General features: G+C 39.1%; 15 protein-coding genes. 11 read left to right on the top strand and 4 right to left on the bottom strand.

The features are described from left to right. Positions 1-2: 2 nt before the first annotated feature. The 5 genes from recJ (at position 3) to GKR48_RS17890 (ending at position 8552) form a co-directional block, all read left to right on the top strand. Positions 3-1736, top strand: coding sequence for a single-stranded-DNA-specific exonuclease RecJ (gene recJ, locus GKR48_RS05840; protein ID WP_272521468.1), 1734 nt, complete (start codon positions 3-5; stop codon positions 1734-1736). A 127-nt stretch (positions 1737-1863) separates the two neighbouring features. After that, positions 1864-2965 (top strand): peptide chain release factor 2 gene (gene prfB, locus GKR48_RS05845; protein WP_154627374.1). Its coding sequence is split into 2 segments (ribosomal slippage): positions 1864-1941 and positions 1943-2965, totalling 1101 coding nucleotides; the frame shifts between segments, so codons are not numbered across the junction. Between the two features lie 7 nt (positions 2966-2972). Further along, a complete protein-coding gene (gene lysS, locus GKR48_RS05850; protein WP_036951129.1) occupies positions 2973-4490 on the top strand; it encodes a lysine--tRNA ligase in 1518 nt (505 codons plus the stop codon). Between the two features lie 691 nt (positions 4491-5181). After that, entirely contained in the window at positions 5182-5682 is a 501-nt protein-coding gene (locus GKR48_RS05855) for a hypothetical protein (RefSeq protein ID WP_154627375.1), read from the top strand. Between the two features lie 26 nt (positions 5683-5708). Beyond that, positions 5709-8552: an FKBP-type peptidyl-prolyl cis-trans isomerase gene (locus GKR48_RS17890; RefSeq protein ID WP_230088611.1), complete on the top strand. Its 2844-nt coding sequence runs from the start codon at positions 5709-5711 to the stop codon at positions 8550-8552. A 144-nt stretch (positions 8553-8696) separates the two neighbouring features. On the opposite strand, the gene GKR48_RS05865 is transcribed toward GKR48_RS17890, so the two are convergent. The 3 genes from GKR48_RS05865 to GKR48_RS05875 all read right to left on the bottom strand — a co-directional run bounded on the left by GKR48_RS05865 (position 8697) and on the right by GKR48_RS05875 (position 11223). Beyond that, positions 8697-9512, bottom strand: coding sequence for a helix-turn-helix transcriptional regulator (locus GKR48_RS05865; RefSeq protein WP_154627376.1), 816 nt, complete (start codon positions 9510-9512; stop codon positions 8697-8699). A gap of 892 nt (positions 9513-10404) precedes the next feature. Continuing rightward, positions 10405-10761: a nitrous oxide-stimulated promoter family protein gene (locus GKR48_RS05870; RefSeq protein WP_154627420.1), complete on the bottom strand. Its 357-nt coding sequence runs from the start codon at positions 10759-10761 to the stop codon at positions 10405-10407. Positions 10762-11010: 249 nt separating this feature from the next. Continuing rightward, on the bottom strand, positions 11011-11223 hold the full coding sequence (locus GKR48_RS05875; RefSeq protein ID WP_036951125.1) for a DUF465 domain-containing protein: 213 nt from the start codon (positions 11221-11223) through the stop codon (positions 11011-11013). Between the two features lie 265 nt (positions 11224-11488). Between GKR48_RS05875 and eco the strand changes: the two genes are divergently transcribed. Further along, positions 11489-11965, top strand: coding sequence for a serine protease inhibitor ecotin (eco, locus tag GKR48_RS05880; RefSeq protein WP_154627421.1), 477 nt, complete (start codon positions 11489-11491; stop codon positions 11963-11965). Between the two features lie 61 nt (positions 11966-12026). Here eco and GKR48_RS05885 read toward each other — a convergent pair whose 3' ends face one another. Then, positions 12027-12464 (bottom strand): universal stress protein, encoded by a 438-nt coding sequence (locus GKR48_RS05885; protein ID WP_154627377.1) that lies wholly within the window; start codon positions 12462-12464, stop codon positions 12027-12029. 359 nt (positions 12465-12823) lie between these two features. Between GKR48_RS05885 and GKR48_RS05890 the strand changes: the two genes are divergently transcribed. The 5 genes from GKR48_RS05890 (at position 12824) to GKR48_RS05910 (ending at position 17218) form a co-directional block, all read left to right on the top strand. Beyond that, positions 12824-13753 carry a cation diffusion facilitator family transporter gene (locus GKR48_RS05890; RefSeq protein WP_154602571.1) on the top strand — a complete coding sequence of 310 codons (930 nt, stop codon included), beginning with the start codon at positions 12824-12826 and terminating at the stop codon, positions 13751-13753. Between the two features lie 147 nt (positions 13754-13900). Then, positions 13901-14941: a galactose-1-epimerase gene (locus GKR48_RS05895; RefSeq protein WP_154627378.1), complete on the top strand. Its 1041-nt coding sequence runs from the start codon at positions 13901-13903 to the stop codon at positions 14939-14941. 64 nt (positions 14942-15005) lie between these two features. Beyond that, a complete protein-coding gene (dbpA, locus tag GKR48_RS05900) occupies positions 15006-16379 on the top strand; it encodes an ATP-dependent RNA helicase DbpA (protein WP_336431127.1) in 1374 nt (457 codons plus the stop codon). A 483-nt stretch (positions 16380-16862) separates the two neighbouring features. Next, positions 16863-17063 carry a type II toxin-antitoxin system RelE/ParE family toxin gene (locus GKR48_RS18140; RefSeq protein ID WP_336431124.1) on the top strand — a complete coding sequence of 67 codons (201 nt, stop codon included), beginning with the start codon at positions 16863-16865 and terminating at the stop codon, positions 17061-17063. Then, entirely contained in the window at positions 17051-17218 is a 168-nt protein-coding gene (locus GKR48_RS05910; RefSeq protein WP_154627379.1) for a hypothetical protein, read from the top strand. The genes GKR48_RS18140 and GKR48_RS05910 overlap by 13 nt, the downstream gene beginning before the upstream one ends. Positions 17219-17253: the final 35 nt, after the last annotated feature.

Consider the following 17253-nt stretch of genomic DNA (forward strand, 5'->3'; position numbering starts at 1 on the left):
TTGTGAATGTCGAAACTTTTTTACGTCAACGAGAATTAACGGGTGATGCTGCGGCATTACCTAATGTTCCTGAACTTTTACAGCGTATTTATGCCTCTAGAGGGATAACCTCTCTCGCCCAATTGGAGCGTAAAGCGTCTAATTTGCTTGATTATCGTTCGCTATCAGGGGTTGAAAATGCACTAACGCTGCTCTATTTGGCGCTAGTGGAGCACCAAAAAATCACTATCGTTGGGGATTTTGATGCTGATGGTGCAACGAGCACCGCATTAGCTATACGTGCGCTTAAAGCGATGGGGTATAGGAATTTAAACTATATCGTCCCGAACCGTTTTGAAAACGGCTATGGTTTAACGCCATTAGTGGTGGATGAAGCCTATAAGCAGGGAACTGACCTTATTATTACGGTGGATAACGGTATTTCTTCTCATGATGGCGTGGTTACTGCTCACGAGTATGGGATGAAGGTGATTATTACCGATCACCATTTACCGGGAGAAACGCTACCGACGGCGGATGCTATCATCAACCCGAATCTTAATGATTGCCAATTTGCCTCGAAATCACTGGCCGGTGTTGGGGTGACGTTTTATTTAATGTCAGCGTTAAGAGCCCATTTACGCCAGCAGCAGTGGTTTGAAAAACAAGGGATTAGCGAGCCTAATTTAGCGGAATACCTTGATTTAGTTGCGCTGGGTACCGTAGCAGACGTGGTGCCATTAGATACGAACAACCGCATCTTGGTGCACCAAGGGTTGAACAGAGTGAGAGCTGGGCGCTGCTGCGCGGGGATAAAAGCATTAATTGAGGTGTCCAAACGAGATGCCTCTCGTTTAGTCGCGAATGATTTTGGCTTTGCTCTGGGGCCTAGACTTAACGCGGCAGGTCGGCTGGATGATATGTCTGTCAGTATTGAATTACTACTGACGGATGATATGGCGCATGCACGCCAGCTAGCCAATGAGTTGGATGGTTTAAACCAAACTCGTCGTGAAATTGAAGCGGGTATGCAGCAAGAAGCATTGGTGCTATTTAACAAAATAGAATACAGCGAAAATCAGTTACCGAATGGTTTAGCGCTATATCATCCCGAATGGCATCAAGGGGTGGTTGGGATCTTGGCTTCACGAATTAAAGAGCAGTTTCACCGTCCCGTTATTGCGTTCGCGCCAGCCGGAGATGGGTTATTAAAAGGTTCAGGTCGTTCTGTGCAAGGCGTGCATATGCGCGATGCATTAGAGCGATTAAATACGTTGCAACCGGGTTTAATGCAAAAGTTTGGTGGGCACGCTATGGCTGCGGGTCTGTCGCTCGAAGAAAGCAAATTTGACGCATTCAAATACCATTTCGAAACGCTGATGGGAGAGCTTATTCAACCTGAGCAATTATCGGGTGTTATTTGGAGTGATGGCGAATTATTGCGTAATCAGTTGTCATTAGAGACGGCTGAATTACTTCGCGAAAGCGGCCCGTGGGGGCAATCTTTTCCTGAACCTGTATTTGATGGGCACTTCCAGTTATTGCAACAAAAACTGGTGGGCGAGAAACATTTAAAATTGATGTTAGAACCCGTCAATGGCGGCCCGATGTTGGATGGCATTATGTTCAATATTGATGTCCGCAGATGGCCAGATAATAGCGTCAAAAAAGCGAAAATTGCGTTTAAGTTAGATGTGAACGAGTTCCGTGGTAATAAAAATGTGCAATTGATGATTGAACATATTTGGCCAGATTAAAACCACGGTAAAAGTTCGTTCAGAAATAGAGGATTGATGCCCTATAAACCTGACAGGAATTCCGTTATACTAAACGGTTCGTGAATGAAAATATTTATCTTTATTGATCAACTATAAGATAGTGAAAATGACGTTTGAAATAAACCCAGTAAAAAGCAAAATTCAGGACCTGTCTGAACGGACAACGGTTCTGAGGGGGTATCTTTGACTATGATGCCAAGAAAGAACGCTTAGAAGAAGTGAATGCAGAACTTGAGCAACCGGATGTCTGGAATGAACCAGAACGTGCTCAAGCACTTGGCAAAGAACGCTCTTCCCTTGAGGCGATTGTTGAGACAATTGACCAACTAACTCAAGGTATTGAAGACGTAGAAGGTTTATTGGAATTAGCGGTAGAAGCTGATGACGAAGAAACATTCAACGAAGCGGGCGCTGAGTTAGACGTACTGCAAGGCAAGTTAGAACAACTTGAATTCCGCCGTATGTTCTCCGGTGAATATGACAGTGCTGACTGCTACATCGACTTACAAGCAGGTTCTGGCGGTACAGAAGCGCAAGATTGGGCGAGTATGCTCATGCGTATGTATCTGCGTTGGGCTGAGTCAAAAGGCTTCAAAACAGAAATTATTGAAGAGTCAGATGGTGATGTGGCGGGTTTAAAATCTGCAACAATTAAAATCATCGGTGATTATGCCTATGGCTGGTTAAGAACAGAAACAGGTGTTCACCGTTTAGTGCGTAAAAGCCCATTTGACTCCGGTGGTCGTCGTCATACCTCATTTAGTTCAGCGTTTATCTATCCTGAAGTTGATGATGATATTGATATCGAAATTAACCCTGCTGATTTACGTATCGACGTATACCGTGCCTCGGGTGCCGGTGGTCAGCACGTTAACAAAACTGAGTCTGCGGTACGTATCACCCATATACCGACCAACATTGTGACTCAGTGCCAGAACGACCGTTCACAGCATAAAAACAAAGATCAAGCCATGCGCCAGTTAAAAGCGAAATTATACGAACTGGAAATGCAGAAGAAGAACGCAGATAAGCAAGCGATGGAAGAGAATAAATCGGACATTGGCTGGGGAAGCCAAATTCGTTCTTACGTCCTTGATGATGCACGCATTAAAGACTTACGTACTGGTGTGGAAACGCGTAACACGCAAGCCGTGCTGGATGGTGATTTGGATAAATTCATTGAAGCTAGTTTAAAAGCTGGCCTGTGAGGAAAAAATGTCTCAAGAGCAACAGGGTGCAGAACAAGCTCCCGATTTAAATAACGAACTCAAAGCCCGTAAAGAAAAACTGGTTGCGTTGCGCGAACAGGGTATTCCATTCCCAAATGATTTTCGTCGTGAAAATGTCTCCGACAAGCTTCACGCTGAATTTGGTGAAAAATCAGCTGAAGAGCTGGAAGACCTGAACATTGAAGTGACTATCGCGGGTCGTATGATGACTCGTCGTATCATGGGTAAAGCGTCATTTGCAACATTGCAAGATGTTGGTGGCCGTATTCAGATTTACGTTTCACGTGATGATCTGCCAGAAGGCATCTACAACGAGCAGTTTAAAAAATGGGACTTAGGTGACATTTTAGGCGCTAAAGGTCGTTTATTTAAAACTAAAACAGGCGAATTGACTGTTCACTGTCATGAAGTTCGTTTGTTGACTAAAGCTCTGCGTCCATTACCAGACAAATTCCACGGTTTATCAGACCAAGAGACACGTTATCGTCAACGTTACCTTGACCTGATTGCTAACGACGAGTCTCGTAACACTTTCATCATCCGTTCTAAGATCTTAGCTGAAGTTCGTAACTTCATGGTTGAGCATGGATTCATGGAAGTAGAAACCCCAATGATGCAAGTTATCCCTGGTGGTGCTTCTGCGCGTCCATTTGTTACGCATCATAATGCGTTAGATATCGATATGTATCTGCGTATTGCGCCAGAACTGTATCTGAAGCGCTTAGTTGTAGGTGGTTTTGAGCGTGTATTCGAAATCAACCGTAACTTCCGTAACGAAGGTTTATCTCCACGCCATAACCCAGAATTCACGATGATGGAACTGTATATGGCGTATGCCGATTACCGTGACCTGATTGTGCTGACTGAAGACTTGTTCCGTATCTTAACGCAGAAAGTATTAGGCAATACCGTTGTTAAATACGGTGAGCAAGAGTTCGATTTTGGTAAGCCATTTACCAAAATGACCATGAAAGAAGCTATCTGTAAATATCGTCCAGAAACTAACGTTGCTGATCTGGATGATATGGATAAAGCGGTTGCGATTGCTCAGTCTATCGGTATCAAGATTGAGAAGAGCTGGGGCTTAGGTCGTGTTCAGTGTGAAATCTTTGAAGAAGTTGCTGAAAGCCATTTAATTCAGCCGACCTTTATCACTGAATATCCAGCTGAAGTTTCTCCTTTAGCACGCCGTAATGATGACAACCCATTCATTACAGACCGCTTCGAATTCTTCATTGGTGGTCGTGAAATCGGTAACGGTTTCTCTGAGTTAAATGATGCAGAAGACCAAGCAGAGCGTTTTGCTGAGCAAGTTCGTCAGAAAGACGAAGGTGACGACGAAGCGATGTTCTACGACGAAGATTACGTAACTGCATTAGAGCACGGTTTACCACCAACAGCAGGTTTAGGTATTGGTATTGACCGTATGGTCATGCTATTTACCAATAGCCATACTATTCGTGATGTAATTCTATTCCCTGCATTACGTCCTAGCAAAGCTTAATCTTTGCTTTTCATGCCCAGTTAATAACTGGGCATGAATATTATCAATTAATCATGATATTTTTATTTAACTCTCTCATTCAAGCCCACAATTAATTTGTTGTATCTTTCCAGTATAAAAATAAAAATCTGCGTTACATCACGTTATGCGTTAATTTAAGCTTAATATCTTTTTAAGATAACTGCTATTCATTGACTACTTTAATAAGTGTAGAATTTTATTTTACTCAATACTTATCTTTATCATCGGAGTAGCCTTTATCATTTCATTGGGATATTCCAAAATGTGAGTATTTTCAATTTTTGAGTGAGTAAATGTACTTGTTTGTAATACCATGATTCTAAGTTGATTAATTAGACTAAGTTTAGAAAAACCTGAAAGATAGGATGAGTAAGCAAAGGTTACTTTGATTTATTACTAATAAAATGTGTTTTTGATGTTAATTAATGTGCAAGAGTCACCAATAAACACAAGTATGCGATATCTTATTTAAAGAGATATGAGTATTCATATACTGAAATAACAATCCCGTGATTGTAAAACTAAATTGGCACAAAATAAAAATGCATAAGATTTATGAGAAGTCTCTATTTCTCTATTCGGCTATATAGAAAATAGCGAGTTTTTAGCTTACACTAGGTTTCTAGGACATCATAATAATAGCGAAGAAAAGTACTGGTAAGGTAAATATATGTTTTTAAAAAATAAATTTTATGTCGCGTCTTTGCTTGCGGTAAGCACAGCTTTACTTTCTGGCTGTGTCACTGGTCCAAATGCGCAAAAGACGGCATTAGCTGATTCTCAAGCAACCACAGCAGCAACGAATAATTCACAGCAAAATAGTAAGGCTGATGATTCTTACCCTGAATCCCAGAATGTTTTAAATAATGCTTTAGATCGTTCACCAAATGCTGTTGAACAACAAGGTGTTGCGCCACTAAATACTTGTATTAAAGAACTCAGTTCTCTGAAAACGCTATCACCAGAAAGTTATAATCGCCTGGTAGGATCATTTAAAGAAGTGAGTGAAATTAATCAGCTTTACAAACAAATCGAAGCAACTGCTAGCCCAGATACTATTGAGCTATTGCAAATGGCTATAGAATCTAAAACAAAAGTTCTTTGTGCTAAGGTGCGTTACAACGCAGTGCTATCAACGGAATCAACTTTGCAGAAAATTAATGGATTATGAGACTTAACCTAAGGCTTTGTGTCTCTTTGGCACTTTTTTCGACATGTTTTTCAACAGCTTCCTACGCGGAGCGTTTTAATAATGTCATCGATGACTTTGATACTTACCTTCAATCTGAAAATGAAGGTCAAAAACCAAGGCCACGACCTGTCGAAGTACCACTGAGTGTTAAATCACAAGCCCAAGGTTATGATGTCTTATCCTCTCTTTCGCCAGTTCCTGTGCCGAAAGAAAACCGTCAAGTTACGACGGGTAAAGCAAAGAGCACAAAAGAAAAAAAGGTGGCTCAGCGATCATCGAATACGGTGACGTCATCTCAATCTCAAAGTACAAAAGCATCGGTATCAACGCCTGTTGAGCCTAAAACTCCAGTTCAAGTAACAGAACCAGCTCAAGTAGTAGGCACAGAAATAAAACCTGCTATCGACGTCTGTTCGTTGCCTTCTGAGTCTCAATCTTACCAGCCTGCATCTTCCTATTTGCTACAAGGTAATCAATGGAATCCTAAGTATTTGGCGAAGGATTTTGCCAAATACCAAGTCATTATTGATCCGCTTGGCTTATATTCTTCGAATTTCACGAAGAAAGCAGGGACTGATAACTCAGTCAATTTGGCTCAGTTAGCAAAACTCATTGAGCAGCAGCAATTAAAAAATCTGTATCGCTTTGGTGTTGCCCAAGGTGTTGGTGAGCTGATTTCGTACAATAGGCTGTTAACGGATGGTCAATTAGTCACTAAGCTAACTAATTACAATAAAGACATTGCTGAATTAAACCGCATCATTACTGAAAAGCAAACGACGATAGCTAAACTCAGTGACGACATTGCAGCAAGTAAGTTACAAATTGAGCAATTACAAAATGTTGTAAAATCTGTTGATAATAAAGCTGTTATCGATGGGCTGAACAATGAATTAACCAAATCGCAGAAAGTGATTGCTGAAAAGCAAGCTAATCTGGATAACCTTACCAAACAGAATAATCAGTCATTAGACACTATCAAGCAGTTGGAAAAACAGCTGGGTGATGGTGTGATTGAAGCGACAAATGCGAAAAAACAACTTGCTGACAAAGACAAGCAAGTCACGGATGCTCATCAGCGTATCGAGCAATTAACCACTGAGATTGCCAAACTGCAATCTGACGCAAAACAACAATTGCAGTCATCCGGCAATACGGATGAGCAGTTGAAATCGGTGAATGCCAACTTAGTTAAGCAAGAAGCCTTGCTGAAACAGCGTGAGGATGAGCTAAAGCTGGCTCAAGCGCAAAAAAGTGATGTCCAATCCGCACTGAAGCAACAGCAAGATGCGGTTAAGCAGCTTGAGCAACAGAATCAGCAACTGACAGATAAAGTAAAACAAAAATCTGCGGTAGAAGCTGAATTAGCTACCTCTAAGCAGCAGCTAGCTAAGGCTAATATAGACTTGCAAAACGTGAAGCAAGAGCTGGAAAGTAAAGCTGTGTTGATGGCTCAAGCTAGCGACAAACAAGTTAAAGCTTTGTCGGAGCAAAATCAGAAGCTCTTGACTCAACTCGCTGAAAAATCACAGCAGAACGACAAAGCTCAAGCGACATTAGTTGAGCAAACTGCCAAGTTAGTACAAAAAAATGCACTGGATGTTGAGTTAGCAGAAGCGAAGAAACAGCAGGCGACTCAGCAAAATGCTCATGAAAAAATAGCTAAGCAACTGGCTGATAGCCAAAATCAGTACACACAGCTACAAGCACAGCTAGCATCGAATGAACAAAGTTATGCGGATGCGAAAAAACAGTTAGCGCAAGCAAATACTGAAGTGCAAAAACTGCGTGCTGAATTAGAAAAACAGACTGAACTTGCAGGCAAAGATACTGACCTACAAGTCAAAGAATTAACGGCGGAATTACATAAGCAAATTAGCTTACTCAAAGGCCGAGAAGAAGCTTTAACAAAGTTAGATTTAGAGAATAAAAGCATCCAAGATTCGTTAAAAGCGCAACTGTCTGATAAACAGCAGCTAGAGTCTCAAAATGTTCAGTTGATGTCGCAAACCAAAGAAAAAGAAGCATTGATTGCTAAGCTTGAAAGTGACCTTGCCAATCGTAACAAACAGCAAGCAGAGATCGAGCAAAAGCTACTAGATGCGAACAAACAATTGAATGCGTTGAAGTTAGATGCTGAAAAATTTAATGCCGAGAATCTCTCGAAAAAAGATCAGGAATTGCTTCAACTTAAGAAACAACTCGATGAAAAAACAGCAGCGGATAACAAGTCTAAGCTGGAGCTTGCTAGTGTTCAAGATAGTTTAAAGAAAGCAAAAGATGAGCTGGCATCCTTGAAAGCATTTTCAACGGATGAGGGATTGAAAACACAAATTAGGGATCTCAATCAGCGCGTGACTCAGTTACGTGAAGAGAATGATGCATTAAGAGCGAGTAAAAAAACACCTACAGGCAAGACACCGACCATTATCCAAATCCCATCTGCGGATAATGCGACTATTGCTAAAGAGAATGAAAAGCGGAATCAGAAGATCCTGCAGGATATAAAACAGCAGAAATACAGTAAGTTAGATAACTATACTTACTATAAGGTTTTACAAAAAGGTACGCCAATTACAAATGTGAAAGATAAGAAAATCACATTGATTATGCGTGAACAACTCACCGATGGTAAGGTGACCGTTATGCATACAGAGAAAAATCCAATGGTGTTACCTTATGATCAACTTCCACCACCAATGAACTCGTTCGTAGAAAAAGTGGGTGTAGGTGGAATGGTCAAAATTTATATTGAGCCTGAAGGTGGTTATGGCCCAGAAGGTATTCCCGGTGAAGTACCACCAAATTCGATGTCAATTATTGATTTGAAAGTGATTCAAGCGAACTGATCACTAAAGGTTCTAAATAGAAAGAAGGGCTTACTTAAATAGTAGGCTCTTTTTTTATTTCCAACGGTATGCGGGGTTGCCTTTCTGTCAGTGTAGCTAAGACATCAATCCTATACTGACAGGGCATATAACGTGAGGAAGCTACTAGGCTGCTTTACGCGACCTACTGGGGGTATAACCAAAGCGCCTATGATAGCTTTGAGTAAAGTAAGACTGACTTGAAAAGCCTGCTTCCATAGAAACTTCCACGATACTCATCGACGTATTTATCAATAATTGATGTGCATACATGATGCGCTTCTCACTGATCCAAGAACGTGGCGATGTCGCATAAACAGTATGAAATAGCTCTTTGAATGTTGTTAAGCCCATGCCAAACGTTCTGGCAAACTCATTTAATTTCCACTCTTTTAAATAATTATTTTCCATGAAGGTCTGCAAACGCTCAGCTTGGCGATTACTGAGTTGTCGTAAATTGGACAATAGGGTTGCACCTTGCTCACTGTAGGATAATAACAAAAGTAGCTCATTAATCCTTAAGTTAAGAATCATTTCCGGGTACTGAGTTTGAATAAATGACTCTAAACTATTTTTTAACTCATTAATTAATGGGTTTGTTGTAAATTTAATGATGTCTTTTACAGCGCTTTCAGTGCGCTCGATCTCACTTAATTGAGAACCATAGTGAGATAAGTACTCGCGTAAAAACTTATCATCCAATGAGACCCATAAGAATTCACCGTCTAATGCATTACTCTCTGTTTTAAACGAGTACGATCCCTGTTTGTGATAGAGAATATCACCTTCATGCAGGCTTTGATTTGCCGCAGGGGTTTCTAATAAAATCGCCCCTTTTTCTATGATGATAAGACCTTTAGAGGTTAAATCGAGTATCGCATGTGGGTTATTTTTATCTATGCGAACTTTTTTTATCACCTGATGACTTAATTTGCTGTTCATGGTAGCACCTTTATTAAAATTAGCTCTTTAAGTAATAGTCGAAATTAAATGTCAATTTTTTAACTTCTATTGATATAAAAAATCACTATAACTTTGATGATTAAAATTATATGAGCTGTTCTTTTATATGTCATATCGTAAATTAAAGTATTAATAAATGTTTCGAAATATAGTTTTTGCGATCCATTCGTATATATTCATCGGTTATTCCGAGTGACTCATTTAGTGTTCTATTCGTTTGTTCTGATAGTTACTGGTAACTATAGTTTTAAATTCTAACTTTATGCAATTTTATGGATTTAAATATTTTATGTTTTTTTACGCTTTTTTGATGTTTTTTTGACTTTTAAAGGTAAGTAGTCATTATTTGTGTTTTATCATAAATAATAGCGATGTAAATTATTTGGGATACATTCGTTAAAAGTATTAATAATAAATTTTTCTAATGATTTTTATCGTTAGTCTCATTGTCAATTAATAATTTAACTTATTATGATTCAATATTTTCATTGAAAAACTCAATTTAAGTCAAATATTGAGATTTAAATCTCATTTTTAACATGTATAGGTTTGAGTTATTGATTTTGGCTTTTTTATAAATATGGTTTTTGGTTATTAATTTTTATTGGTTACTAATTTTTATAAGAACGTCATTTTTAGAGAGGGGAATATTGATGATGTGTTTAAGTAAATAGACTTTATTTATCAGAAACTGAATATCGGATTCGTGATGTTTTAAAAAGTGACAAAAAACCAATAGGATAGTAAAAATAAACCGAAGATTTAGACGAATAAGTAGTGGTTAAATATATTTAACATTTACATGGGGGGATTTAGTTTCTACAGGATCACACTTCTTCTATTGGCTTGGTAAAATATTTTGCACTTAGAGTTATTTACCTCTATTAGATGTTGCGCGTTGCCTTGGAGGTAATTCAGGGACTGGCTTTTTATCATCAATGAGATGACGAATTGCTAAGATGGGATGGCAATAGAGCATTTTGGGGCCGGCCCAACGCATAATCACTTTCATTTGCTCTCGTTGTTTCGGTTGGTAGCAGTGTATAGGACACTGTTTACAAGCTGGTTTTTCTTCACCATAGCGGCATTTTTTTAGGCGTTTAATCGCATAGGAAAAAAGTGTTTGGTAATGTTCAGGAGCGTCTTCAGGAGCAGGGTGTGCCTTTTCATAGATTTTTATCATTTTCTCTATCGTTACGATTTCCCGAGAGATTCTTTTACCCACCATCATCGTTTCCTCACAAGTAAAGATATATTTAATATATACCTTTAAGGTAACTATTCATAGGCGATTAAATCAATATAAAAGCATTTTTGCCTCCAGCAATAGCAAAAATGGCATAAGAGAAATTTCTTATGCCATTAACACTGCATTATCGCCAGTTGTATAACCGCTAGCTTTATTGGAGCTTAATATACTGAAGCTAAGGCTCCAATGTACTTGATAAAGTAAGATTAGCTGTAGTTTAAAGGCACCTTATCGACTGGTTTGCATTATTCTCTGCATTTCATCTTTTAGATGCAGTTTTTCTTTTTTAAGTTTGGCAACCTGTTCGTTATAGCCAGCACCGGAAGGTCCTTCAAGCTTGCTAATTTCTTTATCTAACTGGTGATGCTTCTCATAGAGAGATTGAAAGCGGGGATGTGTGGAGATTAATTGTGAAACTAAATCTTGATCAGCAGATAACATACTACCTCCTCAGAATGAATTAAGCCTCACTATCAGTATAACCATTGATTGTTTTATGTACATATCGAAGGGGCGGATTTACATAATTTTTATTAATTTTATGATCCTTATACTAATATTAAGTATTATCACTAAAGGATTAATGAGTTATCTATATTTTTGTAATTAAGAATCATCTATAGTGATTAAAGTGGTTGAATTGACCTACTATGTATTAAACCCTAGTTTTTAATGTTGTTATTTTTTTACCAATAGGAATTTTATGATGAAAAAAGCGATTTTGTCTGTAATGGCTGCAGTGGCAGTGTCTTCTTGTGCAATGGCGACTGAAGATTTAGGAAAGATCGCTCCGTATCCAAAAGCAGAATCTGGTATGACTCGTCATGTAATCCAACTTGATACTCAGCAAAATGAATATGATTACATGGTTGAGCTGGTTATCGGTAAAACCATCAAAGCGGACTGTAACCGCCAATGGTTTATGGGTGACTTAGAAGAAAAAACCTTAGAGGGTTGGGGATATAACTACTACAAATTAGAGGAAGTCAAAGGGCCTGCCTCAACAATGATGGCGTGTAGTGAGCCTGCAAAAGATCGGTTTATTACCACTCAGTTAGGTGATGAAGCATTTGTTCGTTATAACAGCAAACTCCCAATTGTTGTTTATGCGCCAAAAGATATGGAAGTGAAATATCGTATTTGGTCGACAGACGATAAATTAATGAACTCTACTAAGAAATAATGCATTGAAATGCCGCGTCAGTTTTCTATGATGCGGCATTTTTTATTTTGTAAGCTTTAGATTAACGAACGACAAACACTGATGTTTGTGCATGACGAACAATGGCGGATGCTGTCGAACCTAATAAATAGGTGGATGTGCTTGGATGATGAGAACCGATGACAATCAGGTCTGCATTAATGGTTTTAGCATAGTCTAAAATTTCGTCTTTTGCTGAACCAATGCTTACTTGACATGTAATTTGAGAACTTGGAATTTTAGTATCTTTGATCACTTCTTCTAATGCCCGCATCGCGAGTGTTGCACGCTCAGCCGAATTTTTATGGCTTTCAGGTAAAATAGCGACTTCAATACCAAAAAATAGTTCTACACTCGGGATCACCGAGAAAAAGTGAATCTCAGGCTTACCCAATGTTGCCAAATATTCCACATGTTTGATGATGCTTGAATTTAAATCATCTTCTAACAGATCAATAGGAACCAATATTTTCTTATACATAGCCACCTCTTCATTTGTTATTTTAATTTGATTATATACCTATCATTTTATAAGTCATATTACACTTATGATTTTGTGATATTGGATTCATAGGAGCATGGCTATCTAATAAAGATAAATCTACACTCTATCTATAATAGAGACTAGGCTAGTCATGAATACCTTCTATTTGTGGCTTTTATCTGATTAAAGATAGAAAAATAAAGAATAACCATTCTCAATCAATGTAATCAATTATTTACAATTTATTATGGGACATTTAACAAATAATATGAGAATATCGCCATGATTAATTAAGTTGTTGAAAATACACTATATTTAAATGATAATTGTTTTGCTTTTCATTAAGAAAATAAACTATGCATAAACATGAAATCCCAACTTCCGGGAAAAATGAATTCGAACTACAACAAGAGAAATTTAAAGCCGCAAAAAAAAGTACATTGATCAGTGTGGCGGTGAATACGCTGTTGTCTATTTGGCAAATTATTGTCGGTATATTTTCCCACTCATCAGGCTTAATTGCTGATGGTATTCATACACTTTCGGATTTAATTGCAGACTTTGTTGTCCTTATTGCGAATAAAAAAAGTCATAAAAAACCTGATGCTGACCACCCATATGGCCATTTTCGTTATGAAAACGGGGCTTCCCTTATTTTAGGGATTATTTTGTTGATCGTTGGTGTCGGTATGGGCTGGTCTGCGGTCGAAAAAATGATTAACCCAGATTTAATCCCAGAAGTTCATACGATTGCATTAGTTGCTGCATTAACGGCTCTGGTTGCGAAAGAAGGCTTATTCCGCTACATGCTGCATGTGGCAAATAAAGTGAATTCGAGTATGTTAGTGGCGAATGCTTGGCATGCACGTTCTGATGCTGCTTCTTCATTAGTGGTCGCTATCGGGATTATTGGGAGTTTATGTGGTATCCGTATTCTTGACCCCATTGCCGCTTTAATTGTGGGGACATTCGTTTTCCGTATGGGATTCAAATTCACTTATCAGTCTATGCAAGATTTAATGGATAAAGGTGCAGATGAAGAAACGCTCGAACAAATGAGCGATGTTCTTCGAGGTATTTCGGGAGTTAAAGGATTCCATGATTTGAAAACACGCAAATCTGGCGACTTTTTCCTTGTAGATGTCCACTTAGAATTAGATGGCCAAATGACAATTCTAGAAGGGCATGATATTGCAGTGAACGTACGGAAACAGTTAATGAAAAATCCACAAATACTGGATGTTATGACCCACTTAGACCCTTACGATAAAGATTGTTTGCATTGATTCCTATTTAAGTATTAAACATTTTTGAAAAAGCTGACGTATTATGCGCTCAGCTTTTTTCTTTTTACGTAATCGAGAATTCGTTTTATTATTGTTAAATTATGTTGGTTACACGATAAGTGGAAATATAAGGAATATTAGGGAAAAATGCAGTTTACCAAGCAACAACGTCATACTCTACGCACACCGAAGGTCGTTGCACTCACAAATAAACAGGGAATGAAAATTATTTTGAGTAGTTTAGGCGCCAGCTGGGTGAGCTGCATATTGCCGTTGACGAGTGGTAAACGCGATATCATTTTAGGTTCACCTAATATGGCCGCTCAAATGGAACAGCGAGTTTATTTTGGTGCAACGGTAGGGCGAGTCGCAAATCGTATTGCAAACTCCACTTTTGACCTTGAAGGTCGTAAATATCAACTTGCACATAATCAAGGCGCACATTGCTTGCATGGTGGGCGTGATAACTTCAGTTATCGAGTGTGGTCAATCGCTCAGCCGGATCAGCAGCAAGCGATTTTTACCCTTGTCTCTTCTGATGGTGACCAAGGTTTTCCGGGGGAGTTAAAAGTTGAAGTGCATTATGAGCTCACTGACGATAACCAAGTGGTCATTAACTACCGATATCAATGTAACCAAGATTGCCCTGTTAACTTGACTAATTACACCTATTTTAATCTTGCGGGAGAACAGTCGGATCGCACTGCATTTGAGCATGACCTCCAAATGCAGGCAGCATATTTCTTGCCACAGGATAGTGAAGGGCTCCCAACGGGAGAATGGCGTGATGTCACTGACACTTATTTCGACTTTAGGCAAAAGAAACGTGTTGGCTATGACTTTTTACAAGATGAAGAGCAGCAAGCGGTAGGTGGATATGACCATACTTTTATATTTGATGAGTCAGTGGTCGATGGGCGACAAATTGTGGCGACACTGGGTTCTCCCAATGGTGATGTGCAAATGAATATGGTGAGTACTTCACCTGCTATCCATTTGTATACGGGGAACCATTTAATCTCTGTTTTAGGTAAAAGCAAAACCTATACGCCATTTTCTGGGATAGTGTTGGCTCCACAATACCCATTTGATGGTTTAGGGCATACAGAATCAGATGGTGAAAACCCTATTATTGCCAAAGCTAATCATATTTATACCAGCCAAACTCGCTATCAATTTATTTTTTAGTATCATGTACGAGGGGCTATGATCCCCCGTAATGATCTCTTTTATTTTATTCGGAATGTTAACTGTGACTTCATTTGCTGAACTAAATGCGCTTCCTGCGGAGCAACTCTCCAATCTCAATGAATTGGGCTTTTTAACCATGACCCCAATTCAAGAAGCGGCATTACCCGCTATCCTTGCAGGCAAAGATGTGCGAGCCCAAGCTAAGACGGGGAGTGGGAAAACGGCTGCTTTTGGCCTAGGGCTATTACAACGTATTGATGCAAAAAACTTTAATACCCAATCCCTCGTTTTATGTCCAACAAGAGAATTAGCGGATCAAGTCGCAAATGAATTACGCCGTTTAGCGCGTTATATTCCTAACCTCAAAATTTTAACTTTATGTGGCGGTGTACCTTTTAGTGTTCAGCGCGATTCGTTAGTGCATGCCGCTCATATTTTGGTGGCCACACCGGGGCGTTTGCTTGATCATTTACATAAAGAAACTGTGCAGTTAGATCATTTACAGACACTGGTGCTTGATGAAGCCGACCGCATGTTAGATATGGGGTTTGCGGATGATATTGACGCAGTAATCTCTTTCGCGCCAGAAGATAGACAAACACTTTTATTCTCAGCAACATGGCCGGATAGCATTGCAGCAATTAGCCAACGTATCCAAAATAATCCGCAAACCATTGAAATCAATTCTGTTAACGAATTACCTGACGTGGAACAGCAATTTTACGAAGTGTCTCGCCACGATAAAATTGATTTACTGCAAAAGCTATTAAGCCGTGAACAGCCGGCTTCTTGTGTTGTGTTCTGCAACACGAAAAAGGATTGTCAGGCTGTCTATGATGCTTTAATGGACAGCCGTCAAAGCGTCTTAGTCTTGCATGGCGATATGGAGCAGCGCGATCGCGACCAAACCTTAGTTCAATTTGCAAATGGTAGCAGCCGAGTCTTGGTTGCGACGGATGTAGCGTCTCGAGGTTTAGACATTAAAGCACTGGAAATGGTGATTAACTATGAGTTGTCTTGGGATCCTGAAGTGCATGTTCACCGTATTGGCCGTACAGCTCGAGCAGGACAAAGCGGCTTAGCGATAAGCCTATGCTCACCAGAAGAAGCTCAACGTGCAAACGTGCTCGAAGAGATGCTCAACATGAAGCTGAACTGGCAGTCAGAGCCAACAGGGTTACGCATTACACCATTAGAAGCCCAATGGGTAACTTTATGCCTAGATGGCGGTAAAAAAGCGAAAATACGCCCTGGGGATATTTTAGGTGCATTAACCGGAGACGTTGGTTTAGAAGGGGATGATATTGGTAAAATCGCGATTCATCCAATTCATGCCTACGTTGCGATTAAAAAATCAGTGGCGAACAAAGCGTGGAAGCAATTACAACAAGGTAAAATCAAAGGCAAATCAGTGAGAGCGAGATTGCTAAAGTAAATTCTTAGACCTACATATATGAAGCCCTAGTTGAGTCAACTGGGGCTTTTTTGTCTCTATGATAATTAAAAATAACAAATAAATCTTAATAATTTCTATTGGTATTATTTTGTTTGTTTTATTCTTGCCATGATTTCTGCGAAGCGCATTCCATTCATTTTATCGAGTTTCTTTTTTTATTTAATCTACTTAATTTTTTGGTTATAAAAGCCGTGACCCGTATTTAATCGGTTATTTTATTTTTGTTTTTTTAGAAAATTAGTTTTTCTTAATAACCAGAGAGTTGAGTTTTTTTCTTAAAGTAAGGAGATTTGTTTTGTTGATATGGACGATAAGAACGAGGATTTTGTTTGACAATTGATTAGAAACTCAAAACTATCGAGTGAAAAAGAAAGTACTTTCGATGCTTTTGATCCTTTCTGAATATGGGCCACATTTGGGCGCCCTTATGCAGATAGATTAAAACTTTCTAAATTTATTCATATGAAAGAACTCAGGATCCAAGTTTCGGGGGTACCTATTCGAGTCTGTTTTGCGTTTGATCCAAGAAGTTGTGGAATTGTGTTATGTGCAGGTAATAAAAAAGGTTGTGATGAAAATCAGTTTTATATCAAGTTGATTAAATCAGCAGATGCAGAATATGCATCTCACTTAGTGAAACCGGAGGGATTATGGGTACGTTAAGCGAGTTATTAGAAAAATGTTCACCAGAAATGCGTCAAGAGATTGATGAAGAGGTGGCGAAGTTAAGGGAAGAAGTGATGGCGTCATTAGTACCAGCGGAAAATATTGTCACGGGACAAGATGATATTTCTGCACTTGTGCCACAAATGCCATAAACCGTGCTATTTGTGATGTACAGACAGTCAACGGG

Source organism: Providencia sp. wls1943, assembly GCF_009706275.1.
Taxonomy (GTDB): Bacteria; Pseudomonadota; Gammaproteobacteria; order Enterobacterales; family Enterobacteriaceae; genus Providencia; species Providencia zhijiangensis.